Below are 25,792 nucleotides of genomic sequence, written 5' to 3'. Positions count from 1 at the left end.
TTAATTATTGATGACGTTACTCTCTTATTAAAAAAATAATCAGGACATTTTCATGAAATTAAATGCGTTATTATTCGCAGCATTAAGCCTTTCTGCTGTTTCAGTTGCTCAGGCAGACGTTAAAACAAGTGGCTTCTATGTTGGTGGTGCTATTGGTTCAACAGGGGTTGATGCCAGTAGTGATATTAGTATTAACGCTGATGGTTCAAGTTATAAGTTTATTGGCGGTTATCAGTTTAACCGTATTGTAGGTATCGAAGCGCAGTACACGCGTTACGGTGATATTACTCTCCCTGCAGACAAGAATACATGGTCAGCGTCATCAACGGCGGTAACAGCTAACCTTGGATATACGTTTGATAACGGTTTACGTCCCTACGGTTTGATTGGTTTATCATCGATTAATCTTAATGAGTCAAAGGAAACGTTAGTTGATGATCAAGGCATTGCTTTACGTGCCGGTGTTGGCCTTGAATATGCTCCAGCTATGCTTAATGGTTTAGCTTTTCGTTTAGGGTATGAAATGGATTATTTTGGCATCCAAACACAATATAGTCTTTTCGGTTCAACGGTTACCGAAGATGTCACCTACGGTATTAGCTCGTTGAACTTAGGTGTAACGTATAAGTTTTAATCAATAGATATATTAAAAAGAGGCTGTTAGACAGCCTCTTTTTATATTCAATGCATAGTGAAATTTGCATTTAGGTCAAAATGAGTGCGCCTATATAAACAATCACTAGACCGAGTAAGCCAACAATAAGACCTGTTTTTGCCATATCTTTACTTTCAATAAGGCCTGTGGAATACGCCAAGGAGTTGGGTGGTGTTGAGACGGGTAAGATCATCCCAAGTGAAGCTGAGAAAGCGACAACGACCAAGACACCTTGCAAGCCTCCCATTGACGCCAAGCTTTCCATGGAAGTGGCAACCGCGGCAGCGATAGGCATTAATAAGTTTGCGGTAGCAGTATTCGACATAAAGTTAGCCATTAGCCAACAAAGTATGGAAAGGGTAAACACGACGGCAACAGGTGAGAGCGCATCATAATCAATCGCATGGGCTAAAGCAGCGGCAAGCCCTGTTTTATCCAGTGCTAAGCCAATAGCGATCCCCCCAGCGACTAACCAGAGCACATCCCAGTTAATCAACTTCAATTCGTCTTTGCCCATAATGCCGGTAAGGGTGAAGACTGCCAGTGGAATAATCGATACAACATAGGTATTCATGCCATGTAACGAGGTAGTCATCCACATAATGATGGTTAAGGCGAACGTGATATATACCACGATGGCTTGCCAGCTTTTCTGAAATTTACCATCGAGCTTTAAAATCATTTCTTGTTGGCTTGAGGGGAACATTTTTTGTAATAGCCACCAAGCGAAAGCCAGTTGAATGATCACAAAAGGCAACCCCATCATCATCCAGCCAAGAAAGCTAATGCTGTGCTCTCCTGTTAAATATTGCAGGGCGATGGCATTAGGTGGTGTGCCTATTGGCGTGGCGATACCACCTGTGTTGGCGGCAATGGGAATACATAAAACTAACGCTTTAATGCCGATATCCCCCTTAGGTACCGACGCAACAATAGGGGCGAGTAATGCTAACATCATGACTGTGGTGGCGGTGTTAGACATGAACATGGAAAACACCGCGGTGATAAGCATTAATCCAAGCATGATGAACTTAGGTTGGTGACCGAAAGGCTTGAGGAGCACTCTGGCTAAATTATTATCGAGTTCATATTTCGATGCGGCAATCGCGAGGGCAAATCCCCCCATAAAAAGAATGATGATGGGTGATGAAAAAGCACCAAAAATATCGGTGTATTTCATCATCTCGCCCATTTCATGCCCTGCGGGTGGTGTACGAAATAAATGTAATCCTTTGTCTGAAATCATGATCAGTTCAAGGGCGATAATAAGAATGGATGTTGCGAAAACGGGGACGGGTTCTAAAACCCAAAGGAGTGCTGCAAGAGCGAAAATAGCAAGAAGTCGGTGTTGGACCAGCGTTAAATCGCTAATGGGAATGGCATCTATGGGCATCATCAAAATACCGAGTGGAATACCAAATGCAATGAAGAGCCGTATGAGCTGAGAAATCGATAAGTTTTTCATAGTGATGTTGGTTTGCTTTTTATAATGAGATTACAAATCAGCATACTATTTGACCAAAAAAAATCCGTTGGTAAGGTCAATTTTTGGTGCGAAAAAAGGGACGCATTGCGTCCCTTTTGTTCAGAAATGTTAACTGGTTAGTCGTTTATGACTTTTGCAGTTCCGCGTAAGGTTGACCCATACGCGTGCTCTGAAGTGGCTTCATATCTTCGACAAAATGGATCATGTCTTTCGGGAACAGGTTAATGACTGTTGAGCCCAATTTGAAGCGACCCATTTCTTCACCTTTCTTCAGTACAACGGCGCTATCACCAGTTGCAGGGTAATCCCAACGACGTACTGCTGGACCCGTAGGTGGGGTAACAGTACCTGCCCATACCGTTTCGATGCTACCGACAATAGTTGCACCAACCAGCACTTGTGCAACAGGGCCGTGCTCGGTATCAAAGATACATACGACACGTTCGTTACGTGCAAACAGGTTAGGGACATTTTCTGCCGTTAATGGGTTTACCGAGAATAAATCACCAGGGACGTAAATCATTTGGCGTAAGGTACCATCACATGGCATGTGCACACGGTGGTAATCACGCGGTGATAGATACAGGGTTGCGAACTCACCATCGATAAACTCTTCGGCCAGTGCTTTATCACCGCCTAGCAGTTCGCAAGCATCAAAGTAATGACCTTTAGCTTGGAATAGGCGACCTTCTTTAATCGGACCTAATTGGCTCACACAAGCATCTGCTGGGTGTGAAATGATGTTGTCGTCACCGTTAATTGGACGAGCACCATCTTTAAGTTCGCGAACAAAGAACTGATTGAATGTCGGGTAGGCTGCTGGATCTGGATTACGCGCTTCAGACATATCAATTTTGTATTGGTTGATAAACCAACGAATAATTGCAGTGGTGAATTTACCACCTTCAAAAGCTGCAATTTTGCCAACTAAGCGGGTTAACGCATGTTTCGGTGTGCAGTATTGCAGGCCGATTTTGAGGTTATCTAGCACAGTATATTTTCCAGAAAGTGTCAATTAATCAACAGTCTAGTTACTTGTCTTAACAAACAAATAATAACTCGAACCGAGAATAATACCGAAAGTATTTTCTAAAGTCAGTTAAATCAGTCAGCAATTAAATGCGATGAAGTGAAAAATAAGGTAAGCATGTCATTGGGATGAAGCTAGGAAATGCCTCTGTATAAAACAGAGGCATTGGATGTTAGTCAACTTTATTACGAGAGAATTGACGGTTAGCGACATTCTCAGACATGCTTTCAATGATCTTATGATAGCTGTCGTAGCGCTCACGGGTGATTTTTCCGTCTTGCATTGCTTCACGGATCAAACAACCAGGATCATTTCCATGTTTACAGTCACGGAATTTACACCCGCCAAGGTACTCTCTAAATTCAACAAAAGCATTTGTGACTTGCTCTGGCTCTAGGTGCCATAAACCAAATTCACGTACCCCTGGTGAATCGATTAAATCACCGCCTTCAGGGAAGTGGTATAAACGTGCCGCGGTTGTGGTGTGTTGGCCGAGTCCTGAGTTTTCAGATACATCACCGATTTCTGCGTCGACTTCTGGCATTAGGGTATTCACCATACTGGATTTCCCTACACCAGATTGACCTGCAAAGATGTTAATGTGGTCTTTCAGATCAAGCTTGAGCGACTCCATACCTTCACCGGTTGTAGAGCTGACATAACGCAACTCATAACCAATGTCTTGGTAAAGCGATAAGGTTTCTTCGACTTGTTTACGTTCTTCGTCACTCAATAAATCGACTTTATTCAGGACAATTAAAGGCTCGATACCGACAGTCTCGGCTGCAATTAAGTAGCGGTCGATGATATTAAGCGATAGCTCAGGTAAAACGGCTGAAACGATGATAATACGGTTAACGTTAGCCGCTACCGCCTTTACACCATCATAGTAATCTGGCCGAGTCAGCATAGACTTTCGTTCATGCACGGCTTCAACAACGCCGGAAATCCCATGCAGAGTTTCAACGCCTGGGCGCCAAACAACACGGTCACCAGAAACTAGGCTTTGGATGCTTCGACGTAAATTACAGCGATGGATCGTGCCTGTTTCAGGATCTTCAACATCAGCATGTTGGCCGAAACGCGTGATCACAAGCCCTTCACGAGCGGATTCCAGCAGGGCTTCGTCCCACTGGACATCATTTTTTTCGCGTTTCAGTCGTTTGTCTTGGTTTGAGCGAACACGTCGGCTCTGTCCTTTAGTCAGCTTTTTCTTTTTGGCCACAAGATTATCGTTCTGTATTGGTTGGCTTTCGGTATAAGCCAAGTATGATACATGGTTTAGTCACAAAATAGGCAATAATCCAATGACAATCAGCGATCAGAATTTAATTTGGATCGATCTTGAAATGACAGGTCTCGATCCAGAAACGCATAAAATCATTGAAATCGCGACCATAGTGACGGATGCCCAACTAAATATTTTAGCAGAAGGCCCTACACTTGCGATTCATCAACCAGAATCTGAACTTGATAAAATGGATGATTGGTGTACCAACACGCACACAGGAAGTGGCCTTGTGGAGCGTATTCGCCAGAGTAAATTGACTGAAGAAGATGCCATTCGTGAAACCATTGCCTTTTTGGAGCAATGGGTACCTAAAGGTGTATCCCCAATCTGTGGTAACAGCATTGGTCAAGATCGTCGCTTTTTGTATAAGCATATGCCTGAGTTAGAGCAGTATTTTCATTACCGTTACCTTGATGTGAGCACGTTAAAAGAGCTGACTCGCCGTTGGCAACCAGAGTTACTTGATGGTTTTTCTAAGAAAGGTAGCCACCTAGCGCTTGATGACATCCGTGACTCGATTGCTGAACTGCGCTATTATCGTGAGCATATTTTCAATATCTGATTGTAAAATAATCACTTGGCGTGATGAAGACAGTTTTTTTGTGAGAAGTGTTGCATCCGCCAATTTTCCTCGTATAATGCGCAGCCTCGAAGGCAATAACGTGTTTATTTTCTTTCGATAAAAATCGGACGCGGGATGGAGCAGCATGGTAGCTCGTCGGGCTCATAACCCGAAGGTCGTAGGTTCAAATCCTGCTCCCGCAACCAATCACTTGTTGAAATACAAGTATGCGACACTAGCTCAGCTGGTAGAGCGCAACCTTGCCAAGGTTGAGGTCACGAGTTCGAACCTCGTGTGTCGCTCCACTTTTTCTTTATGAAAGAGCGTTTTATTGCTAAGGCGATGAAACAATAGTTGTTACCGTACTTAACGGTGAATATAAATCGGACGCGGGATGGAGCAGCATGGTAGCTCGTCGGGCTCATAACCCGAAGGTCGTAGGTTCAAATCCTGCTCCCGCAACCAATCACTTGTTGAAATACAAGTATGCGACACTAGCTCAGCTGGTAGAGCGCAACCTTGCCAAGGTTGAGGTCACGAGTTCGAACCTCGTGTGTCGCTCCACTTTTTCTTTATGAAAGAGCGTTTTATTGCTAAGGCGATAAAACAATAGTTGTTACCGTACTTAACGGTGAGTATAAATCGGACGCGGGATGGAGCAGCATGGTAGCTCGTCGGGCTCATAACCCGAAGGTCGTAGGTTCAAATCCTGCTCCCGCAACCAATTTACTTGTTGAAATACAAGAATGCGACACTAGCTCAGCTGGTAGAGCGCAACCTTGCCAAGGTTGAGGTCACGAGTTCGAACCTCGTGTGTCGCTCCAATTTGTAGATAATGGCTTCGGCGGTTATCGGAAGGTGAAAGACCTTTCCTGTGATGCGACACTAGCTCAGCTGGTAGAGCGCAACCTTGCCAAGGTTGAGGTCACGAGTTCGAACCTCGTGTGTCGCTCCAATTTGTAGATAATGGCTTTAGCGGTTATCGAAAGGTGAAAGACCTTTCCATTCTCGATAGAGAATATGCGACACTAGCTCAGCTGGTAGAGCGCAACCTTGCCAAGGTTGAGGTCACGAGTTCGAACCTCGTGTGTCGCTCCAAATTGGTTTTATTGCTAAGGCTATGAAACAATAGTTGTTACCGTACTTAACGGTGAGTATAAATCGGACGCGGGATGGAGCAGCATGGTAGCTCGTCGGGCTCATAACCCGAAGGTCGTAGGTTCAAATCCTGCTCCCGCAACCAATCACTTGTTGAAATACAAGTATGCGACACTAGCTCAGCTGGTAGAGCGCAACCTTGCCAAGGTTGAGGTCACGAGTTCGAACCTCGTGTGTCGCTCCACTTTTTCTTTATGAAAGAGCGTTTTATTGCTAAGGCGATAAAGCAATAGTTGTTACCGTACTTAACGGTGAGTATAAATCGGACGCGGGATGGAGCAGCATGGTAGCTCGTCGGGCTCATAACCCGAAGGTCGTAGGTTCAAATCCTGCTCCCGCAACCAATTTACTTGTTGAAATACAAGCATGCGACACTAGCTCAGCTGGTAGAGCGCAACCTTGCCAAGGTTGAGGTCACGAGTTCGAACCTCGTGTGTCGCTCCACTTTTTCTTTATGAAAGAGCGTTTTATTGCTAAGGCGATGAAGCAATAGTTGTTACCGTACTTAACGGTGAGTATAAATCGGACGCGGGATGGAGCAGCATGGTAGCTCGTCGGGCTCATAACCCGAAGGTCGTAGGTTCAAATCCTGCTCCCGCAACCAATTTACTTGTTGAAATACAAGCATGCGACACTAGCTCAGCTGGTAGAGCGCAACCTTGCCAAGGTTGAGGTCACGAGTTCGAACCTCGTGTGTCGCTCCAAATTGAATCTCATGACGAAAGTGGTGAGAAAAAGTGAAACACAGGTAAAGCTGGTAGAGCACAACCTTGCCAAGGTTGAGGTCACGCCTAGCTCCTCGAAGATCGGGAACCTCGTGTGTCGCTCCACTTTTTCTTTATGAAAGAGCGTTTTATTGCTAAGGCGATGAAACAATAGTTGTTACCGTACTTAACGGTGAGTATAAATCGGACGCGGGATGGAGCAGCATGGTAGCTCGTCGGGCTCATAACCCGAAGGTCGTAGGTTCAAATCCTGCTCCCGCAACCAATTTACTTGTTGAAATACAAGCATGCGACACTAGCTCAGCTGGTAGAGCGCAACCTTGCCAAGGTTGAGGTCACGAGTTCGAACCTCGTGTGTCGCTCCAAATTGAATCTCATGACGAAAGTGGTGAGAAAGTGAAACACAGGTAAAGCTGGTAGAGTACAACCTTACCAAGGTTGAGGTCACGCCTAGCTCCCCGAAGATTGGGAACCTCGTGCATCACCCCCACTTTTTCTTTATGAAAAAGTGTTTTCAGTTAAAAAACTGCAAAAATTATTACCGTAGTTAACGGTACCCTACTACTGTGAAGTAATAGTCCCTAGCTGCATCAGGTTTCCAAGTGTGAAAGCCACCTGCATGTTGCTCCAAAATTCCTAACGTTGGTTAGGATACATAGAAGTGAACAGCTTCAAACATCATTAAAATTTACACTGCAACCTCTATGAGGTTGTTCTTGTTATCTGTTGATTTTAATGCTCTGTGACGATTAATAGCTGTGTAGCGTTACCCTAGTGAATGCTCATACAACGAGCTAGACGGGTAAAGTAAGCTTCAAATAATACCTGCTCTCTTATCCAGTACTGTTTTTCATCTAAAGGCTTATATTACTTGGCCTCGCAATGATATTAACAGGGGATCTCCGATCTTAATTAACAGAGTTATCCACATTGTGGTTGCTGTGAATAAGTTAGTTGATTACATGTGCTGATGCCGTGTGAATAACTTTTATACCTTTCTTTTTATACCTCGCGATAGATCTATCTTGATAACTTTACTCACACCCTAAGCGATTGTTTTTTATTTATTTTAAGCTTTTACTCCCAACTTTATATACAGCTTGATCAGTATCTGTTCTTGTGGAAAAAATGCGCTGATGCTGATTAAGTGCATCTGTGTTTAATTGTTTGCTCTATAGGCGAAAAGCCATAAACTGCAAATGTTTTCCACATATACACTGAATGCTGACCTAGCTCGCATTTTGTATAGGAATAGTAGCTAAAACTGAAATGTTAGTATGCTGCGTGCATTACGCATCGCGTGGTAAGCCTTTTTCGATAATTCGAACTAGGCGCTTTGTTTTTGTTGGAAGTACATCGATACTGATTGCTGCTCGTTTTTGTTGTTGTTGCTCAAGTGCCCAATAAATATGGACGTCCAATATTTCATTGAGTGCGAGTTTATCGTTCAAAGCATCAATGATTTCTGGCTGGTAAGGGGCATTACCGAGTGCGATAGTGAGATTGCGGAGCCACTGTATGTGGCCAATTCGCCGAATAGCGGAGCCTTCAGTATTTTTTAGAAAGGTTGCTTCGTCCCATGCAAACAGCGCAAGAGTGTCTTGCTGATATAAGCTGTTACGGCAGTGGTAGTCTTCTTCTTCTGTAATATCAGAAAAGCGATTAAATGGGCAAACTAATTGGCAGTCATCACAGCCATAGATGCGGTTCCCTATTTTTTCGCGAAACTCTTCAGGGATTATGCCATCAAACTCAATTGTCAGATAAGAAATACAGCGTCTTGCATCAACCACACCTTCTTCAATAATTGCACCTGTTGGGCAACTCGTCATGCAAGCAACGCACTTGCCGCATTGGTTACTTTCTGGCGTATCGACAGGAAGCGGTAAATCTATCAGTAATTCCCCTAAGAAAAACCACGAGCCAGCTTCTTGGCTCAAGATTAGAGAGTGCTTGCCTGTCCATCCAAGTCCTGATTTTTCTGCTAATGGTCGTTCTAAAATAGGCGCTGAATCGACGAAGGGGCGATGACCAAATTGGCCAACGACTTGTTCGATATTTTGCCCTAATTTTTTCAGGCGATTACGAATTAGCTTGTGGTAGTCGCGCCCGAGAGAGTAGCGGCTAATGTAGGCTTTGGCTGGGTTTTTTAATGTTTGAGCGAACTCTGCATTTGGTGGTAAATAATTCATGCGTACGCTAATGACACGCACTGTACCTGGTAGCAGTTCATGTGGACGAGCACGCATCATACCGTGGCGCGCCATCCAATCCATTTCACCATGATATCCCGCATCTAGCCAACGCTGAAGTTGGGCCTCATGTTGGCTTAGATCGACATCGCAGATCCCAACATGTTGGAAACCTAATTCTTGTCCCCACAGCTTAATTTGTTGGGCTAGGGCGTGATAGTCGATGCTCATGGTGTTGCTCGCTCAATTTCGGGGGGCGAAGTGTAGCATAGAATAGTGCTGTTATTTCGTGAAAGTCTTGATGGTTAAGCGTTGGAGATACTGCTTTTTTGCGGGCGTTAGGCGTGGAGTAGAGAAAGATAAAAAAGAAGAAGGGGTTAGGCTTCTTCCTTTTGATCTTGTCACTTACTCTTGTGCTTCTCGTAAATGTGGAACATAAGAGATCGGTAAGGCGATAAATGCCCTTTATGCGGATTCACCTTTTTCCTTACGGCGATAGCCCATAGCTCCAAACATTAATAAACCTGTACCGAAGATAGCCATAATTGAAGGCTCTGGTACGACACCCCAAGAGTCAATTTTAATATCGATGGAATCACCATCACCTTTGAAGCCCCAAGAAATGGCACCAACTTGAGTTAGATTTACAGCGGCAAAATTAGAGAGATCTAACAATACTTGGCCTGTATTCCCCATATTTGTGCCGTTGAATGTGGCTGATGCACCAGAGGTATCGTAGACGCTAAAGTAGTAGTCAAAGTCATTCGCATCATCATTGGCCGTGACATTAAAGAAGAAGTCTGTGAAGGTTGATAAGTCGATACCACCCAGCCCATCGGTATCAATATTATTACCCTGAGTTGTCGTGTAAGGGCCTGCGGCGTTATGTGCATTCGTTGTGCCATCGTAGACCATCTCGACCCAAGAGACAGCGCCACTCGAATTACTCCAACTAAGCTGAGAGCCCATCGGGTTAATGCCAGCTTCAGCCAAGGCATCTGTTGATGCGCCAGTTGCTGTGGTGACGGTTAAGCGAATGTCGCGCTCACCACCTAAAATAACAGCGGGGTTGGTTAATCGAGCATCTTGGCTTTGCGCACCGCCTGCACCAATATTAAGGGGGCCGTGACCTATATCAAAGTCATCAAAAATAACGGTGGTTGCTTGGGCGTTAAGGGTGAAACCAAGTAATGCTGAAGCTAATACTAACTTTTTCATTTGTATCTCCCTGGACTTCCGATGGCGTTAGTCAATGTGCTAGCGCTTTGTTGTATAGCTAACAAAGCAAAGGGGGTGCCAATTAATTAAGACCTTTCTTTTTATAGGGTTAGAAAATCAAATGGTGAGTAGCGTGCCACGACTGTAAATAAAGCTGACACTTTGTTTGTTGTTCTTTAGTTTGTCGTTTCGGTGGATTACAGCGCGGTATTTTATTTATATAGTGATGCTTATTTTGCTCCGTACATGTTCGTGTCGAGAGTAGGCACTTATTCCATCATCAGAAAAAGGATAACGTGATGGTGACTTCAGTATTACCTCTTACGCTTTATCAAGCTAACACGGTCAGGGTGGGCGAACGAGCAGCCGCGAAAAGTGTACAGGTTTCGATGTATACCTTGATGGAACGAGCTGGCGCTGCTGTTTTTGAATGTCTTAAAAAGATGCCGTGTTCAGTAAACTCAATACTTATTTGTTGTGGTGGCGGTAATAATGGTGGCGATGGTTATATTGTTGCGTGTTTGGCAGTAGCTGCAGGGATTGATGTTGAAGTGTGGCATCTTGGTGACGCCAATCAACTAACTGGCGATGCAGCGCGCGCGCGTGATACTTGGTTGGCAGCTAAGGGGCTGATTGGCACTCCACAAACAGAGTTGCCTGCTGGTGTCGATGTGGTTATTGATGCGCTTTTAGGTACGGGGTTGTCGGGTATGGTACGCGATGACGCCAGTGAGTTAATCAATACAATTAATCAAGCTCATAAGTCTGTAATTGCGGTGGATGTGCCTTCCGGTTTATGCGCTGATACTGGACGAATACTGGGTTGTGCAATTCAAGCAGATAGCACGGTAACCTTTATTGGTGTTAAGCAAGGTCTTGTGACTGGGCAAGCCCCCAATGTGGTGGGTAAGCTTTTTTTTGCTGGGCTGGGTGTTGGTGAGATTTTTGATGACCAACAACAAGCAAGTGCAACCTCACTGACTGACGAGATTATTCCTGCGTTATTATCGCAGCGAAAGCGGACTGCCCATAAAGGCGATCATGGTCGAGTAACATGCTTTGGTGGCAACCTCGGTATGGCAGGAGCGATTCGCTTAGCTGCTGAAGCTTGTTTACGTACAGGCTCTGGTTTAACCGCTGTTGTCACGCAACCTGACAATGTTATGTCAATTGTCGCAGCACGCCCTGAGATAATGGTGCAAGGTTGGCAAGAAAAAGCTCATGAAATCAGGCAGCAACGTGATTGGAGTGATGTTATTGTTCTTGGGCCAGGCTTAGGAACCAATGATTGGGGCAAAGCACTTTATTTCCATTTAGCGGACTGTGAAAAAAAAATGGTCGTCGATGCAGATGGATTGAACTTATTAGCCCTTTCCCCTGACTATAAAAATAATCGTATAATTACCCCTCACCCAGGTGAAGCTGCGCGATTACTTGCGTGTAACATTGCTGAAATTGAAGCCGACCGCTTTTTAGCCGTGCAACGGCTACAACAAAAATACGGCGGAGTTGCTGTATTAAAAGGAGCTGGCACCTTAGTTTTTGATGGGGTGTGCTTAACGGTATGCAGAGCCGGCAACCCAGGTATGGCGACTGGCGGTATGGGTGATGTGTTATCTGGTATTATTGGTAGCCTATTGGGGCAAAATTTATCATTATCAGATGCCGCGATGCTGGGCGTGTTTATTCACAGTAAAGCCGCTGATCTTTGCGCTCTAGAGGGAGAGCGTGGGATGATAGCCAGTGATTTATTCCCGTATATTCGACAATTGGTCAATTCAAGATAATAAGATAATGCAAACAATTGAAATTCAACTTGCTGATGAGCAAGCGACGGTAGAATTAGGCCTGCAATTAGCGCAAGCCTGTGAACGTCAAACAACGATTTACCTTCATGGTGATTTAGGTGCCGGTAAAACAACCTTCAGTCGTGGTTTTATTCGTGCATTAGGCCATCAGGGAAATGTGAAGAGCCCAACTTACACCTTAGTAGAACCTTACGAACTGCCACCTTGGCAAGTGTATCATTTTGACCTTTACCGCCTTGCCGATCCTGAAGAGTTAGAATTCATGGGGATCCGTGATTACTTCTCTGCTGATGCAATTTGTTTGGTGGAGTGGCCTGAAAAAGGACACGGCTTATTGCCTCAACCCGACCTAGAATTAGATATGCGCTACCATGGCGAACAACGTAAAGCCACATTAACGGCTAACAATGAGTACGGTATGGCGTTAGTTAAACATTTGGAGTTGTGTCGATAGGATGTCTGTGCGGACTTTTTTTCAGATTGTAATTTTAGGGGCTGGGTTATTTAGCACTATGGCGGCATGGGCCAATGAGCTAAAGAGTATTCGTGTATGGCCTGCGCCTGACGAAACCCGCGTTGTTCTCGACATGCAAAGCGAGGCGGTATATTCCTACTTTACCCTAACTAAACCTAACCGTTTGGTGGTGGATTTAAAGAAGACGACTTTAAAAACCAAGCTGCCAGTCGTGGTGAAAGATAGTGAGGTTTTGAAAAAAATTCGCAGCAGCGGAGCACCAGACAAGCGTTCATTCCGTTTGGTGTTTGAAATAAAAACGGGCATGACCCCAAAATTATTTACCCTAGCTCCAACCCCTGATGGACACTATGGCCATCGTTTAGTGCTGGATTTACCCCATGGCAAAAAAGCAGTAGTCGTCAAACCGACGAAGCCAAAACCTGCGGTTGAAAATCATGCTGCGCAGCTTCCTTCGGGTAACGACGACATCATTATTGCGATTGACCCAGGACACGGTGGTGAAGACCCTGGTTCTATTGGACCTACGCGTAAATATGAAAAGAATGTCACGCTTGATGTTTCGAAGCGTGTTGCCGCTAAAATTAATGCGACGCCAGGTATGAAGGCTGTATTAACTCGCCGTGGTGATTACTTCGTTAATTTGAATAAACGTTCTGAAATTGCGCGTAAAAACAAAGCCCACTTACTGGTATCGATTCATGCCGATGGTTTTCATAAACCACAGCCACGAGGCGCATCGGTATGGGTGTTAAATACCCGTAGAGCTAACTCTGAAATTGGTCGCTGGATTGAACAAACCGAAAAACAATCGCAACTGCTTGGTGGTGGTGATGTGTTGTCGGGTGACAACGATGATCAATATTTAAGTATGGCTGTTCTTGATTTGCAATTTAGTCATTCGCAAAAAGAAGGTTACGACGTTGCCTCTCGGGTGCTGAAAGAATTGGGGCGTGTCACTACACTACATAAAAGCCGCCCTGAACATGCAAGTTTAGCGGTTTTAAAATCGCCTGATATTCCCTCTTTGTTGGTTGAAACGGGTTTTATTACTAACCCTAAAGAAGAGCGTTTACTGAATTCGTCAGCGCATCAGAATAAAATCGCTAATGCGGTTTATAAAGGTGTGTTGCAGTACTTCAATGAAAAGCCACCCGAAGGCACCCTGTTTGCGTCGCGTAAGCACGGTATTAAACACAAGGTAACCTCAGGACAATCGTTGAGTATCATTGCTAAGCGCTATAACACTTCGGTTAGTGCGATTAAGCAAGCCAATAACTTAACATCCAACACGGTTAGGATTGGGCAGGTTCTGTCGATCCCAGGTGGTAAAGCGCCGTCATCAACGACAGTTGCCGTGAATAAACCTGCGCCAGCAAAGGCGAAAATCGTGACGCACACAGTGCAGCGCGGTGAGTTTCTTGGCAAGATTGCTGAGAAGTACAGCGTGACTGTGGCGAGTATCAGAAGCGAGAACAAGTTACGTTCTGATTCATTGGCCGTTGGCCAAAAGTTGAAAATTAACTTAAGTAATCGTAAAGCATTGAATCACACCGTTAAACGCGGTGAGTTTTTAGGTAAAATAGCCAGCCAATATGGTGTCAGTGTCGATAGTATTCGAAGTGCGAATAAGCTAAGCTCTGATAACTTGGCCGTCGGTCAGAAATTAGTCATACCTAGAAGTTAATTATGCCCATTCAGATATTACCTGCCAGACTGGCAAACCAGATTGCAGCAGGTGAGGTAGTGGAACGTCCCGCTTCAGTGGTTAAGGAGTTGGTCGAAAATAGCCTCGATGCTGGCGCAACCCGAATCGATATTGATATCGATAAAGGGGGGAGTCGGACAATCCGAATTCGGGATAATGGCAAAGGGGTCGTGAAAGATGAGTTGGGTTTGGCGCTAAGTCGTCATGCCACCTCGAAGATTTCTTCGCTAGACGATCTAGAAGCCATTGTAAGTTTAGGTTTTCGTGGTGAAGCACTGGCTAGTATTAGCTCGGTGTCGCGGCTAACCATTACTTCGCGTACCCAAGACCAAGAGGAAGCTTGGTCGGCGTATGCCGAGGGGCGTGATATGGATGTGCAGCTTAAACCTGCTGCGCACCCTGTGGGAACGACACTGGAAGTGTTGGATCTGTTTTTCAATACGCCTGCGCGTCGTAAGTTCTTACGTACTGAGAAAACCGAATTCAACCATATTGATGAATTGCTCAAGCGTATTGCTTTGAGTCGTTTTGATGTAGCGATTAATCTTCGTCATAACGGTAAGCTTATTCGCCAGTACCGCGCCTCAGAAACACAGGTGCAGAAAGAGCGTCGTTTAGCTGCGGTGTGTGGTGGGCCTTTTCTGAAACACGCGCTTGCGGTTGAACTTGAGCATGGTGATTTAAAACTGTCTGGTTGGATTTGTAATCCGCATGGTGCTAGGGCACAAAACGATATTCAATACTGCTATGTGAATGGCCGGATGATGAAAGATAAACTCATCAACCACGCGATTCGTCAGGCTTATGAAAGCAGTTTACCGTCCGATCAGTATGCTGCCTATGTCTTGTTTATTGAAGTGGACCCGCATCAGGTCGATGTGAATGTGCATCCTGCAAAGCATGAAGTGCGTTTTCATCAAGGACGCTGGGTACATGATTTTATTTATCAGGCCGTGCAAAGTGCATTGCAGCAGAGCATGGCGGAAGGTGAGGCGATGTATCAAACGCCTCAACGTGCCAGTGCCTCGGCTCAGCATTACGCAGAACCTAGCGACCAGCCAACGCATCAGATTGCTGAAGCTGCCCCCTCATCTGCAGCAATAGCCAATACGCCTGATTATCCCAATAAAGCCAATGCGAGTGATTGGTTACATACCGATGAGCGCATGCTCGTTGAACGCGCATCAACCCAGCATCATGGGCAACAAGCTCCCAGAGAAAGTACGGGTGTGAAAGTACCGAATGCTGGAACTACATCGCCATCGGCTTATTCAGGCAAGGGGCGACAATTTGGTAGTGATGCGCCTTCAAAACAAGAGGTTGCTGCGTATCAACGGTTAATGCAAACTGCTGATAGCAGCCGTACGCCAACCGTTAATTTGAATGTGCCAAGCCATTCTGTGTCTGCTTCACTGAATCAGCCATCGTCAGCATCGCAGCAGAGCAGCCAAGAGGTCACACCGTCAGCATTATCGCAGCGTGAATGGCAACCGAGTGCACCGACTACGCCAATCGCTCGATCGGTAAACCCTCCGATTGGTGGCAGTAGTCATGTTGGGCTTGGCAAGGCATTATCACTTGTTGCCCAGCGCTTTTTATTATTAAGCCGTGAAGATGGCGTTTATTTGCTGTCTTTAGATGTGGCGCAACGTTTGCGTCATAAAGGCCAGCTAAAACTAGCACAAAGCGAAGGCTTGAAAGCGCAACCATTATTGATCCCGCATTCAGTGCCCGTTGAGCCTGAATTGATCGCATGTGCAGAGCAACATGCGTTGCTGTTAAAACAGCTGGGTATTCAGCTGAAGAAGAAAAACAATAATGGCCTAATTATTTTGTCGGTGTGCATGCCACTTCGACAGCAAAATTTACAGCAACTGATCCCAAATCTATTAACGTATTTATTATCCGTTGCTGAGGATCAACAAGCCCAAGGTTGGGATAAATTATTAGATTGGCTGGCAGCGCAATGTGTGATGCCAACAGACGCTTTTAGTCTGTCCCAAGCGATTCAGTTAGTGACTGAGCTTGAGCATTTATGGGCCAATGATCTTGAACTTTATTATCAGAATTTGCTGCGCCCGGTGAATATCGACGAAGCAATAGAAGCATTTAATCATGAGTAAGCCATTACCACAGGCCATTTTTTTAATGGGCCCGACCGCATCAGGTAAAACTGATTTAGCAATTCGTTTACGAGAACAGCTACCTGTAGAGTTGATTAGTGTCGACTCTGCCCTTATCTATAAAGATATGGACATTGGTACGGCTAAGCCAGATGAGCGAGAACTCGCCTTAGCGCCTCACCGACTGATTGATATTCGTGATCCAGCGCAAAGTTATTCGGCTGCAGACTTCAGAGCCGATGCGTTAAAAGAAATGGCTGATATAGTTGCAGCAGGGCGCATACCACTTCTTGTGGGTGGCACCATGTTGTATTTTAAAGCATTACTGGAAGGGCTATCGCCATTGCCAGCAGCAGACTACGATGTGCGAGCGCAGATCGAACGTGATGCAGCTGAACAGGGTTGGCAAGCTCTCCATGATGAATTAGTGCGTATTGACCCTGTTGCAGGTGCTCGAATTCACCCAAACGATCCACAGCGTCTTTCTCGCGCATTGGAAGTTTTCCGTATTTCGGGTAAAACTTTAACAGAGTTAACACAAACTCAAGGTGAACCTCTACCCTATAAGGTTCATCAATTTGCAATAGCTCCCATGGATAGGGCTGTACTGCATCAACGGATCGAACAACGTTTTGGCAAAATGATGGAAGCAGGTTTTGAACAAGAAGTTCGTGCGCTTTATGAGCGTGAAGACCTGACGCCGGATTTACCCTCTATTCGTTGTGTTGGTTACCGTCAGATGTGGGACTATTTGGACGGGCAGTGTGATAAGGATGAAGCAATTTTTCGCGGAGTCTGTGCTACCCGTCAATTGGCGAAGCGTCAAATTACTTGGCTGAGAGGCTGGGAAAATTTGACCTGGTTGGATAGCAGTAACGTAGATATAGCGTTACAAACAGTCACAAACTCAGTTAGATGTGATGTTTGATAAACGTGTATACTCATTACTGTTTTGCGTATTTTTAATTTTTGTTCGTTGCTAATACAACTACAAACTAATAAGGAAAAGAAATAATGGCTAAGGGGCAATCTTTGCAAGACCCGTTTTTGAATGCGCTACGTCGTGAACGAATCCCGGTTTCAATTTACCAGGTAAACGGCATTAAATTGCAAGGTCAAATCGAATCATTTGATCAGTTTGTGATCCTACTTAAAAACACTGTAAACCAAATGGTATACAAGCACGCAATTTCTACTGTTGTTCCTGCTCGCCCAGTGAATCATCATCACACAGGTGAGCGTCCAGCAGGTGACCGTCCTCAAGAGAAAACAGAAGAATAATCATTCTTTGTTAAGGAGTTGGTTGCTTGTTTGACCGTTATGAAGCCGGTGAGCAGGCAATTCTTGTTCATATCAACTTCACGCAAGAAGGGGAATGGGAAGATCTAAGCGAATGTGAAATGCTGGTCTCCTCTGCGGGAGTCAATACACTGCGTGTAGTTACAGGCAGCCGTAAGACTCCCCACCCTAAATATTACGTCGGAGAAGGTAAGGCGCAAGAAATTGCTGATGCGGTACGAATGGAAGGGGCTGAAATAGTCATCTTCAATCATGCCCTCTCTCCCGCGCAAGAGCGCAATTTGGAATACCTTTGCAAATGTCGCGTATTAGACCGTACTGGCCTGATATTGGATATTTTTGCCCAACGTGCGCGTACTCACGAAGGTAAGCTGCAAGTTGAGTTGGCGCAATTGCGTCATATTTCTACACGTTTGATCCGAGGTTGGACGCACCTTGAGCGCCAAAAAGGCGGGATAGGTTTACGTGGCCCTGGTGAAACTCAGTTGGAAACTGACCGTCGCTTATTACGTGATCGTATTAAGGCGATTTTACGTCGTTTAGAGAAAGTATCTAAACAGCGTGATCAAGGTCGTCGAGCGCGAAACCGTGCTGAAATCCCAACAATCTCACTTGTTGGTTATACCAATGCGGGTAAATCAACACTGTTTAACCGTATTACAGATGCTGGGGTTTATGCAGCTGATCAGCTGTTTGCGACCCTCGACCCAACGCTTCGCAAAATTGAAGTCGCTGATGTTGGCACTTCGATTCTAGCGGATACCGTTGGCTTTATTCGTCACTTGCCCCACGACTTGGTGGCAGCATTCAAAGCCACACTGAAAGAAACCCAAGAAGCGAGCTTGTTGCTTCATGTGGTGGACGCCAGTGATGATCGCTTCCGTGAAAATATTGAAGCGGTTGATGATGTGCTTGAAGAGATCGATGCCGGTGAGGTGCCGATGCTGATAGTGATGAATAAAATCGATAACCTGGAAGGGGCTGAACCACGTATTGAACGTGATGACGAGGGGGTTCCTCGCCGCGTGTGGGTATCAGCGATGGAAGGGATCGGTATCGATTTACTATTCCAAGCGCTAACAGAGCGTTTAGCTGGCACTATGATCTGCCATACCTTGCGGTTACCACCGCAACATATTGGTCGTATTCGTAGTAAGTTTTGCCAGTTGGACTGTATCTTGCGTGAAGAATATGAACCGGATGGCAGCCTGACGATTGACATTCGCTTACCGCAGGCTGATTGGTCGCGGTTAGAAAAAAGAGACAGTGCATCACTGGATGACTTTGTTGTCAGTTGAGGATGTGTTGTTAAAAAAACTGTCGTCATATCACATTGATGGAGTTCTATAATGGCGTGGAATGAGCCTGGAAACAACGGCGGCCGTGATAAAGACCCTTGGGGTAATAATAATCGCGGTGGACGTGAACAAGGCCCGCCCGATCTAGATGAAGTTTTTTCAAAACTGAGTCGTAAGGTTGGCGGTATTTTTGGGAATAAGAAAGGTGGTTCTTCAACGGGTGGCGGTGGTGCTGCTGGTTTAGGAGCTATTGCGGTGCTGGCTGTTGCCGTGTGGGGCTTCTCGGGTTTCTACACTATCGGTGAAGCAGAGCGCGGTGTGGTTCTTCGTTTCGGTAAGTTTTATGAAATGGTTGATCCAGGTCTGAACTGGAAACCAACGTTCATTGACGAAGTGGAAGCTGTCAACATTCAAGCGATTCGTTCACTACGTAGCTCTGGTCTTATGCTGACCAAAGATGAAAACGTATTGAAAGTAGAAATGGATGTTCAGTACCGTGTATCTGATGCACAGAAATATCTGTTTAGCGTGACGAACGCTGACGATAGCTTACGCCAAGCAACTGATTCAGCATTACGTGCTGTGATCGGTGATTCAAAAATGGATGAAGCACTGACAACGGGTCGTCAAACGATTCGTGCCAATACCCAAGAAGCAATTGATAAGATCATTGCGAAGTACGACATGGGTATTTTGGTTGTAGATGTGAACTTCCAATCAGCGCGTCCACCAGAAGCGGTGAAAGATGCATTTGATGATGCAATCGCAGCGCGAGAAGATGAAGAGCGTTTTGTTCGTGAAGCTGAAGCTTACAGCAATGATATTTTGCCAAAAGCGACAGGTCGTGCAGAACGTCTGAAAAAAGAAGCTGAAGGTTATTCTGAGAAAGTGGTTAACGGTGCATTGGGTGAAGTTGCTCAATTCGAAAAACTACTGCCTGAATACTTAGCAGCACCTGAAGTAACGCGTAACCGTTTGTACCTTGATACGATGGAGCGTGTTTACTCAAGTACAAGTAAGGTGATGATCGATTCTGAATCGAGCGGTAACTTGCTGTATTTACCGCTAGATAAGCTGATGAACCAAGGCGAAACTCAAGCTAAGCCGAAGAAATCATCAAGCAGCTCTTACGGTATCGAACTAGAGAAAGTGGCAACACCGACTCCAGTGACAACACCGCGTAATGACACTGGTCGTCAGGGGAGATATTAATAATGCGTAAGTTAATTATCCCAGTAGTAGTGATTTTCATTGCTTTACTACTGATGTCGATCTTTGTGGTTAAAGAAGGTGATCGCGGTATCGTGGTACGTTTCGGTCGTATTATTAAAGACAATAATACTGAAGTGGCACGTATTTATGAGCCAGGTTTGCACTTTAAGGTGCCTGTATTTGACCGTGTTCGTACGTTAGATGCACGTATCCAAACGATGGATGATCAAGCTGATCGTTTCGTAACAGCTGAGAAAAAAGACGTTATCATTGATACTTACGTTAAGTGGCGCATCAAAGACTTTGGTGCTTACTACCTAACAACGGGTGGTGGTGACAAGTCGACAGCTGAAGCGCTATTGAAACGTAAAGTGGTTGATAGCCTACGTGCTGAAATTGGTGCGAAAGAGATCAAGCAAATCGTTTCAGGTCCTGACCGTGGCGAGAAAGTTGATCCAGGTGCCGTTATCGCTGATGACACTGCGCCAGCAACGACTATCGTAGACGAAGTTGTGCCGCGTAAAGAAGTTGAAGGCCAACGTGATAAAATCATGGCTGATGTATTGGTTGAAGCGCAAGAAAGTGCAAAAGACCTAGGCATTGAAGTGGTTGATTTCCGTATGAAGAAAATCAACCTACCAGATGAGATCAGTGAGTCTATCTACCGTCGTATGCGTGCAGAGCGTGAATCGGTTGCACGTAAGCACCGTTCACAAGGTCGTGAGAAAGCTGAAGTTATTCGTGCTCAATCTGAGCTAGAAGTCGCGAAGATCCTTGCAGAAGCTGATCGTGAAGCGCGTGTTGTTCGCGGTTCGGCAGATGCGGAATCTGCGAAAATTTATGCTGATGCGTTTAAAGGCCACGCAGAGTTCTATAACTTTGTTCGTTCCCTTAAGGCATACGAAAACAGCTTTAATTCGAAAAACGACATGCTAGTGGTTGACCCGAATTCAGATTTCTTCCGTTACATGAAGCAGTCTGACGGTATTAACTAAGTTAGCGATGCGAGTGATAATAGAGACAAGGCTTAGGCCTTGTCTTTTTTTTGGGAGGAATAAAAGTGAATAATGCAATTTGGTTAGCGCTCGGGCTTGTCTTAGTGTTTGAAGGGTTAGGGCCACTCTTAGTGCCGAAAGGTTGGCGCGAGATGGTAGGGCAATTGGCTCAGCAAGATGACAACACATTGCGTCGTATTGGTGGATGCTTGGTGGTTGCTGGCTGTACGATTGCCTACATGATGTATCGCAACCTGTAAATTATGCTAGCAGTTGCTTGTGACAATCTTCTTGCAAAAATAATTGCTATGGTCAAAAAATGACTGCAACCCGCACGCTAAGGTGCTAGAATCCTTTTTTAACTACTGATAGACGAAGAAAGATGGCAAATAATGTAGTCGTTCTTGGCACCCAATGGGGTGACGAAGGTAAAGGTAAGATCGTTGATCTATTAACCGAAGATGCAAAGTATGTAGTACGCTACCAAGGTGGCCACAATGCAGGTCATACCCTTGTCATTGACGGTGAGAAAACTGTCCTTCACCTGATCCCATCAGGTATCCTGCGTGACAACGTTAAATGTATCATCGGTAACGGTGTTGTACTTTCTCCAGATGCTCTGATGAAAGAAATGGGCCCACTAGAAGAACGTGGTATCCCTGTTCGTGAACGTCTGTTCCTGTCAGAAGCTTGTCCGCTAATTCTTCCATACCACATTGCGCTTGACCAAGCGCGTGAGCTTGCTCGCGGTAAAAAAGCGATTGGTACAACAGGTCGTGGTATCGGTCCTGCGTACGAAGATAAAGTTGCACGTCGCGGTTTACGCGTTGGCGACCTATTCGATAAAGCTGCATTCGCTGAGAAGCTAAAAGAAGTCATGGCTTACCATAACTTCCAGCTTGAGCATTACTACAATGCTGAACCTGTAAGCTACGAAGATGTACTGGCTGGCGTTATGGCACAGGCAGATATCCTAACGGCTATGGTTATTGACGTAACTAAAGAACTTGATGACGCACGTCTACGTGGCGACAAAATCATGTTCGAAGGTGCGCAAGGTACGCTGCTAGATATCGACCACGGTACTTACCCGTACGTAACCTCTTCTAACACGACTGCTGGTGGTGTTGCTGCTGGTTCTGGTTTTGGTCCTCGTCACCTAGGTTACATTCTAGGTATCGCGAAAGCATACTGCACACGTGTAGGTGCGGGTCCATTCCCAACTGAGCTATACGATGGCTTAGACAAGCAAGACCCTGTAGGTAAGCACCTAGGTGAAGTAGGTAACGAGTTTGGCGCAACAACTGGTCGCCTACGTCGTACAGGTTGGTTCGATGCAGTGGCTATGCGCCGCGCAGTACAAATCAACTCTATTTCAGGTTTCTGCCTAACTAAGCTAGACGTACTGGATGGCTTAAAAGAGCTTAAAATCTGTACTGGCTACAAAACCAAAGATGGCGAAATTCTAGAAGTATCTCCAATGGCGGCTGACGCTTACGAAGATCTAGAGCTAATCTACGAAACAATGCCTGGTTGGTCTGAAAATACTTTCGGTGCTAAATCACTAGATGCGCTTCCACAAACCGCACTAGATTACATCGCTCGCATCGAAGAGCTAACGGGTGTGCCAATTGATATTATTTCAACAGGCCCAGACCGTAACGAAACTATCATCAAGGTTCACCCATACGGTGAGTAATTGTTGATGTTTTGCCAAAAGCCAACCTAAGGGTTGGCTTTTTTATACCTGTAATTTACCTTTTGCCTAAATATCAGCTTGGTCTTTTTCTTGGTGTCAAAAAGGTGAATTGTTTTTGTGATATTGCGGCAAAAAAATGCCGTTTTTGCGAAAACTTATTAAAGAGTTTGCCGCCTTCGCCGATACGCTTTGTACTGCCAGCCATTCGTCTGGTAAACCGTGCAGCGTCTTGGTGGCGTTACTATTTAGGGAATACGAGCTTAGTGTGATGAAACTGCGTACCTTACTTCTTTCAACAGTGTTGTTTGCAACGCCAGTACATGCGATTGAAAGCGTGGGTGAAGCAGTAGAGGTGTACACAGAATCTGAGCTATTTCGTTTGTTTGATTCCAATAGCCACCTTGAGCGTGTTAAGGCTGATGATTGCCAGCTTGTTCAAGATATCGAAGCGCGCGCCCAGCGAGTGGAGTCACCGGCCTACGAGTTCTTGTACGGTGATATGCTGGCTTGGGGTGTGTGTGTTGAGCGTGATGTTGAGCTGGGAATAGATTACATGCAATCGGCTGCTCACCAAGGATCGCCAGCAGCACTTGAGCAACTCGGTCGTTATTTTGCTCGTGGTATCTTGGTGCAGCAAGACAGAGAACGTGCCATTCCCTACCTACGTGAAGCTGCTTCAATGGGCAATGTCGCTGCCCGTATTCAATTGGCAGAATTGTTGCTCAATAACTATGGTAGTCCGCTCGACTTCGAAGATGCTTACCGTTGGCTGTACAACACCGTTGTCGCTAATAAGTCGACCCACCGCAAAATCACCACCCTAAGACATAGCCTTGAAACACATATGCCCGCGAATGTGATTGCTCGGGCCAAGCGCCGCGATACCTTTTGGTAAGTTAAGCCTTTAGCCAGTTACGCTAATGCGGCTTGCCATTGGCAACGAGCAAGAATAGCAGACACAAAAAAGAGCGCCGATGCGCTCTTTTTGAGTATAGGGTTACTCGAATTGAATACTAGAGTACTTTATGCGGACCAAAGCATTCGTAGTGAATTCGATCTTCGCTTACACCTAAATCGATAAGCTGTTTGGCGACATGTTGCATGAAGCCTACAGGGCCACAGAAGTAGTATTCCATTGCTGGATGATTGATCTGATTATCGACTTGGTTAAGATCGATTAAGCCAGTGAAGTCAAAATCTTCCGCTGGGCGATCGGCCGCTAACGGTTCACGGTACCAAGTTTTGGCTGTGAAGTGGTCATGCTGCGATACCAAACCATTGACGTGATCTTTAAAGGCATGATGGCTTCCATTTTCTGCTGCGTGTAACCAGTTAACCGGTGCTTGGTGTGCTGTTAAGGTTTCTAGCATTGATAATGTTGGGGTTAATCCCACACCAGCAGAAATCAACGTAACAGGTGTTGTTGGTGCCGCTTCTAAGAAGAAATCACCCGCAGGGGCAGCCAGTTGCACCTTGTCACCGACTTGTAATTGACTGTGTAGGTAGCTAGATACCTTGCCACCTTCTTCGCGTTTGACAGAGATTCGGTAGGTATCGGCTTGTGGAGCCGATGATAAGCTGTACTGACGGATCTCTTGGTTTTCAAATGCGTCAGATGTTAGGTAAATTCCTAAGTACTGGCCCGGCTTAAAGCTTGATACAGGTTTGCCATCAGTTGGCTTAAAAGTAAAGCTGGTGATCACCTCAGACTCTTGCTGTTTAGCAATCACTTCAAATTCACGCGTACCGCGCCAACCACCGTCTTTGGCTTCGTTTTCTTGGTAAATGGCTTCTTCACGTTGAATAAAGACATTGGCTAATACGCCATAGGCTTCGCCCCATGCATCAAGTACAGCTTGGCCTGGTGATAGCAGTTCATCAATTGTCGCTAATAAGTGGCCGCCAACAATAGAGTACTGTTCTGCTGTGATCATAAAACTGGTGTGCTTATGCGCAATCTTTTCAACGGCAGGTAATAGTGCTGCGAGGTTATCAATGTTATTTGCGTATGCACAAATAGCATTAAACAGCGCTTCACGTTGATCACCGTTACGCTGGTTACTCATGTTAAAAATGTCTTTTAGTTCAGGGTTGTGGCTGAACATGCGCTGGTAGAAGTGAGCAGTCAATGCAGGGCCTGTTTGAGCGATAACAGGCGCTGTTGCTTTGACAGTATCAATGGTTTGTTGGCTAATCATTACGACTTTCTCTTGAAGTTGTATTTATAATGTATGTTATAAGTTGTATCCGATCTGTATCTTTTAGTCAATAACAAGATTAGAATACTTACCAGGAGGAGCTATTGTGCAGTTAACCAGTTTTACCGATTTTGGCTTAAGGGCGTTGATCTATCTTGCCACTTTGCCTGAAGGCGAATTAGCCAGCATTACAAAAGTGACAGACGTTTACAGCGTGTCGCGTAACCATATGGTCAAGATTATAAATAAACTTGGTCAATTGGGTTACGTTGAAACTGTACGCGGTAAAAATGGTGGTATCCGATTAGGCATGCCCGCAAAAGATATTGTGGTTGGAGATGTTGTCCGCGCAATTGAACCGCTTCAGATCGTCAATTGCAGTGAAGATTTTTGTCATATCACTCCGGCTTGTCGTTTGAAAGGTATTTTAGCGACAGCACGTGAAGCGTTTTTGAATGAGTTGGATCAGCATACGCTGGAAAGCTTAATTGATGACAATCCACCACTGCGTGTGTTGTTAGATGTGCCAGCTGAGCCGCTGAACTAATCGCTGTACAATCTCTCTTAAAGGGCACGCTTCAGTGCCATCCTCAAATTCTGTGGAGTGAAGTACTTAGGCTATGGCCTTAAATTTGTACTTGGCTCCCATCTGTTCACCTA

Annotated in this window: 21 protein-coding genes and 16 tRNA genes; 31 read left to right on the top strand and 6 right to left on the bottom strand. The window is 45.3% G+C overall.

Annotated features, from left to right (window positions below; all coding sequences use genetic code 11):
• Positions 1-52 precede the first annotated feature (52 nt).
• Positions 53-634, top strand: a complete 582-nt coding sequence (locus OCU77_RS15795) for a porin family protein (protein ID WP_048899883.1) — start codon at positions 53-55, stop codon at positions 632-634.
• A gap of 70 nt (positions 635-704) precedes the next feature.
• Here the strand turns inward: OCU77_RS15795 and OCU77_RS15790 are convergent, their stop codons facing one another.
• The 3 genes from OCU77_RS15790 to rsgA all read right to left on the bottom strand — a co-directional run bounded on the left by OCU77_RS15790 (position 705) and on the right by rsgA (position 4,396).
• Positions 705-2,120 carry an SLC13 family permease gene (locus tag OCU77_RS15790; RefSeq protein WP_048899884.1) on the bottom strand — a complete coding sequence of 472 codons (1,416 nt, stop codon included), beginning with the start codon at positions 2,118-2,120 and terminating at the stop codon, positions 705-707.
• A 145-nt stretch (positions 2,121-2,265) separates the two neighbouring features.
• Entirely contained in the window at positions 2,266-3,132 is an 867-nt protein-coding gene (gene asd / locus OCU77_RS15785; RefSeq protein WP_048899885.1) for an archaetidylserine decarboxylase, read from the bottom strand.
• A gap of 211 nt (positions 3,133-3,343) precedes the next feature.
• Complete coding sequence (rsgA, locus tag OCU77_RS15780) at positions 3,344-4,396, bottom strand: small ribosomal subunit biogenesis GTPase RsgA (protein WP_048899886.1); 1,053 nt, start codon at positions 4,394-4,396, stop codon at positions 3,344-3,346.
• An 82-nt stretch (positions 4,397-4,478) separates the two neighbouring features.
• On the opposite strand from rsgA, the gene orn reads away from it, so the two are divergent.
• The 17 genes from orn to OCU77_RS15695 all read left to right on the top strand — a co-directional run bounded on the left by orn (position 4,479) and on the right by OCU77_RS15695 (position 7,272).
• On the top strand, positions 4,479-5,024 hold the full coding sequence (orn, locus tag OCU77_RS15775; protein ID WP_048899887.1) for an oligoribonuclease: 546 nt from the start codon (positions 4,479-4,481) through the stop codon (positions 5,022-5,024).
• A 129-nt stretch (positions 5,025-5,153) separates the two neighbouring features.
• Positions 5,154-5,230 (top strand) — tRNA-Met (locus tag OCU77_RS15770).
• A gap of 23 nt (positions 5,231-5,253) precedes the next feature.
• Positions 5,254-5,329 (top strand) — tRNA-Gly (locus OCU77_RS15765).
• 83 nt (positions 5,330-5,412) lie between these two features.
• A tRNA-Met gene (locus OCU77_RS15760) sits at positions 5,413-5,489 on the top strand.
• A gap of 23 nt (positions 5,490-5,512) precedes the next feature.
• A tRNA-Gly gene (locus tag OCU77_RS15755) sits at positions 5,513-5,588 on the top strand.
• Positions 5,589-5,671: 83 nt separating this feature from the next.
• A tRNA-Met gene (locus tag OCU77_RS15750) sits at positions 5,672-5,748 on the top strand.
• A gap of 24 nt (positions 5,749-5,772) precedes the next feature.
• A tRNA-Gly gene (locus tag OCU77_RS15745) sits at positions 5,773-5,848 on the top strand.
• A gap of 55 nt (positions 5,849-5,903) precedes the next feature.
• Positions 5,904-5,979, top strand: a tRNA-Gly gene (locus OCU77_RS15740).
• A gap of 67 nt (positions 5,980-6,046) precedes the next feature.
• A tRNA-Gly gene (locus OCU77_RS15735) sits at positions 6,047-6,122 on the top strand.
• Positions 6,123-6,190: 68 nt separating this feature from the next.
• Positions 6,191-6,267, top strand: a tRNA-Met gene (locus OCU77_RS15730).
• A 23-nt stretch (positions 6,268-6,290) separates the two neighbouring features.
• Positions 6,291-6,366, top strand: a tRNA-Gly gene (locus OCU77_RS15725).
• A gap of 83 nt (positions 6,367-6,449) precedes the next feature.
• Positions 6,450-6,526: transfer RNA gene (locus OCU77_RS15720), tRNA-Met, on the top strand.
• Between the two features lie 24 nt (positions 6,527-6,550).
• Positions 6,551-6,626 (top strand) — tRNA-Gly (locus OCU77_RS15715).
• Positions 6,627-6,709: 83 nt separating this feature from the next.
• A tRNA-Met gene (locus tag OCU77_RS15710) sits at positions 6,710-6,786 on the top strand.
• A 24-nt stretch (positions 6,787-6,810) separates the two neighbouring features.
• Positions 6,811-6,886 (top strand) — tRNA-Gly (locus tag OCU77_RS15705).
• A gap of 209 nt (positions 6,887-7,095) precedes the next feature.
• Positions 7,096-7,172, top strand: a tRNA-Met gene (locus OCU77_RS15700).
• Between the two features lie 24 nt (positions 7,173-7,196).
• Positions 7,197-7,272: transfer RNA gene (locus OCU77_RS15695), tRNA-Gly, on the top strand.
• A 924-nt stretch (positions 7,273-8,196) separates the two neighbouring features.
• Here OCU77_RS15695 and queG read toward each other — a convergent pair.
• Positions 8,197-9,330, bottom strand: a complete 1,134-nt coding sequence (gene queG, locus OCU77_RS15690) for a tRNA epoxyqueuosine(34) reductase QueG (protein ID WP_107303160.1) — start codon at positions 9,328-9,330, stop codon at positions 8,197-8,199.
• A 234-nt stretch (positions 9,331-9,564) separates the two neighbouring features.
• Positions 9,565-10,317 carry a PEP-CTERM sorting domain-containing protein gene (locus OCU77_RS15685; RefSeq protein ID WP_048900345.1) on the bottom strand — a complete coding sequence of 251 codons (753 nt, stop codon included), beginning with the start codon at positions 10,315-10,317 and terminating at the stop codon, positions 9,565-9,567.
• Positions 10,318-10,616: 299 nt separating this feature from the next.
• Between OCU77_RS15685 and OCU77_RS15680 the strand changes: the two genes are divergently transcribed.
• The 12 genes from OCU77_RS15680 to motX all read left to right on the top strand — a co-directional run bounded on the left by OCU77_RS15680 (position 10,617) and on the right by motX (position 23,829).
• Positions 10,617-12,104, top strand: coding sequence for an NAD(P)H-hydrate dehydratase (locus tag OCU77_RS15680; protein WP_107303159.1), 1,488 nt, complete (start codon positions 10,617-10,619; stop codon positions 12,102-12,104).
• A 7-nt stretch (positions 12,105-12,111) separates the two neighbouring features.
• On the top strand, positions 12,112-12,579 hold the full coding sequence (tsaE, locus tag OCU77_RS15675; protein ID WP_048900346.1) for a tRNA (adenosine(37)-N6)-threonylcarbamoyltransferase complex ATPase subunit type 1 TsaE: 468 nt from the start codon (positions 12,112-12,114) through the stop codon (positions 12,577-12,579).
• Between the two features lies 1 nt (position 12,580).
• The gene (locus OCU77_RS15670; protein ID WP_107303158.1) at positions 12,581-14,287 is read left to right on the top strand and encodes an N-acetylmuramoyl-L-alanine amidase; all 1,707 of its coding nucleotides are present in this window, start codon (positions 12,581-12,583) and stop codon (positions 14,285-14,287) included.
• A gap of 2 nt (positions 14,288-14,289) precedes the next feature.
• Positions 14,290-16,431 carry a DNA mismatch repair endonuclease MutL gene (gene mutL / locus OCU77_RS15665; RefSeq protein ID WP_048900347.1) on the top strand — a complete coding sequence of 714 codons (2,142 nt, stop codon included), beginning with the start codon at positions 14,290-14,292 and terminating at the stop codon, positions 16,429-16,431.
• Positions 16,424-17,359: a tRNA (adenosine(37)-N6)-dimethylallyltransferase MiaA gene (gene miaA / locus OCU77_RS15660; protein WP_048900348.1), complete on the top strand. Its 936-nt coding sequence runs from the start codon at positions 16,424-16,426 to the stop codon at positions 17,357-17,359. Before mutL ends, miaA begins: the two co-directional genes overlap by 8 nt.
• A gap of 86 nt (positions 17,360-17,445) precedes the next feature.
• On the top strand, positions 17,446-17,712 hold the full coding sequence (gene hfq / locus OCU77_RS15655) for an RNA chaperone Hfq (protein ID WP_261855994.1): 267 nt from the start codon (positions 17,446-17,448) through the stop codon (positions 17,710-17,712).
• Between the two features lie 26 nt (positions 17,713-17,738).
• On the top strand, positions 17,739-19,028 hold the full coding sequence (gene hflX, locus OCU77_RS15650) for a ribosome rescue GTPase HflX (RefSeq protein ID WP_048900350.1): 1,290 nt from the start codon (positions 17,739-17,741) through the stop codon (positions 19,026-19,028).
• Between the two features lie 51 nt (positions 19,029-19,079).
• The gene (gene hflK / locus OCU77_RS15645) at positions 19,080-20,240 is read left to right on the top strand and encodes an FtsH protease activity modulator HflK (protein WP_048900351.1); all 1,161 of its coding nucleotides are present in this window, start codon (positions 19,080-19,082) and stop codon (positions 20,238-20,240) included.
• Between the two features lie 2 nt (positions 20,241-20,242).
• A complete protein-coding gene (gene hflC, locus OCU77_RS15640; RefSeq protein WP_048900352.1) occupies positions 20,243-21,235 on the top strand; it encodes a protease modulator HflC in 993 nt (330 codons plus the stop codon).
• A 65-nt stretch (positions 21,236-21,300) separates the two neighbouring features.
• Complete coding sequence (locus OCU77_RS15635; protein ID WP_048900353.1) at positions 21,301-21,495, top strand: DUF2065 domain-containing protein; 195 nt, start codon at positions 21,301-21,303, stop codon at positions 21,493-21,495.
• Positions 21,496-21,617: 122 nt separating this feature from the next.
• Positions 21,618-22,934, top strand: coding sequence for an adenylosuccinate synthase (locus tag OCU77_RS15630; protein ID WP_048900354.1), 1,317 nt, complete (start codon positions 21,618-21,620; stop codon positions 22,932-22,934).
• A gap of 268 nt (positions 22,935-23,202) precedes the next feature.
• Complete coding sequence (gene motX / locus OCU77_RS15625; RefSeq protein ID WP_048900407.1) at positions 23,203-23,829, top strand: flagellar protein MotX; 627 nt, start codon at positions 23,203-23,205, stop codon at positions 23,827-23,829.
• Positions 23,830-23,947: 118 nt separating this feature from the next.
• Here motX and hmpA read toward each other — a convergent pair whose 3' ends face one another.
• A complete protein-coding gene (gene hmpA, locus OCU77_RS15620) occupies positions 23,948-25,132 on the bottom strand; it encodes an NO-inducible flavohemoprotein (protein WP_107303157.1) in 1,185 nt (394 codons plus the stop codon).
• Positions 25,133-25,238: 106 nt separating this feature from the next.
• Between hmpA and nsrR the strand changes: the two genes are divergently transcribed.
• Positions 25,239-25,679 (top strand): nitric oxide-sensing transcriptional repressor NsrR, encoded by a 441-nt coding sequence (gene nsrR / locus OCU77_RS15615; RefSeq protein ID WP_048900355.1) that lies wholly within the window; start codon positions 25,239-25,241, stop codon positions 25,677-25,679.
• Positions 25,680-25,792: the final 113 nt, after the last annotated feature.

The organism is Photobacterium swingsii (assembly GCF_024346715.1).
Lineage (GTDB): Bacteria > Pseudomonadota > Gammaproteobacteria > Enterobacterales > Vibrionaceae > Photobacterium > Photobacterium swingsii.
Note: the sequence above shows the minus strand (reverse complement) of the source record. Positions and strands in the feature narration are given on the sequence as shown.